General features: G+C 39.5%; 1 protein-coding gene. It reads left to right on the top strand.

Annotated elements, in window-relative coordinates:
* Positions 1–207: 207 nt before the first annotated feature.
* A partial coding sequence (locus AB4496_RS25825; protein WP_372132711.1) for a porin occupies positions 208–1,085 on the top strand: 878 nt, incomplete at its 3' end.

The following is a 1,085-nucleotide window of genomic DNA, read 5'->3' as shown; positions in this document are numbered from 1 at the left end:
CTCTCATTTCTAAATTCAATAGGAAGCAAAACATTTATAATTCTAGAACAATAAATAGGCGTTCATTACGGACGACTATGTTTTTCTGGTTAAATGTTGCGAAATCAGCAAGCCTATCAAGAGACACAGTGGATAGATAAAGAGAAACAGTGAACAAAAATAACCCTACAAATAACAACAAATGATTCAGTGAAGAATCAATAAGGAATGACCGTGAAAAAAACATTATTGTCTGTAGTGATCACCAACACTCTACTTATTAGTGCTGGCGCTTCGGCTGCTGATGACCGAACTATGTCTCCAAGTGATATCTTTTTTTATGACGCTTTAAAATTTGGTGGGCATGTTGGAACATCGATTGAAGTCGAAGAGAAAAACATCACTGATTTTGCATCATGGGGTGGTGGCAAGTCTAAAGAGCGTACAACGACTCATGAAGTGTTTAACGTCTTCTATAACAACGCTGCGTGGAATGCGACCGCACTTTACGCGTTCAAACTTGAAAATCGTAAGAAAAAGAAAGGCGCATACGCAGAAACAGAAAATGGATATAAGCACTTATTATCATTAAATAAAAGTTTTCAGCTAGGAAATGGTTGGGGAACGGGCTTGATCTATGAGTTGGAATATACAAAGGGTGATATTGTTACTTCTGCGAAAGTAGACGGCTTGAAAACCACGAAAGCTGAGCACAGTATTCGTCCATACCTTACGTACTGGAATAATGAATATTCAGCGGGCTTCTATTCAAACCTAGAGTACCTATACAACGATTCAGATAAGAGTGCTTGGGGTTCTCGTGAAGAGGAAGGTTACAGCCTCTTATTTAAACCTTACAAGCGCTTTGGTCAGTGGGAAGTTGCAGCTGAGCTCTACTATCAAGTTAAAGAAAATAAAGCGAAAACCGGAAACGGTTCACTCAATGAAGCCAGCGATTTCACCGAGATGTATATTGAACCAATCGTTCAGTACAGCTTTGAAGAAGCCGGCACTATGTACGTTCGTGCTCGTATTGGTGAAAACGAAACGAAACATACAGACGGTTGGGCAAAGAACGAAACTTTCTTCAAAGATATTCGTAAGGC

The organism is Vibrio sp. 10N.222.46.A1, assembly GCF_041473595.1.
Classification (GTDB): Bacteria; Pseudomonadota; Gammaproteobacteria; order Enterobacterales; family Vibrionaceae; genus Vibrio; species Vibrio tasmaniensis_A.
The sequence above is the reverse complement of the archived record's forward strand: the minus strand, read 5'-3'. Positions and strand labels throughout refer to the sequence as shown.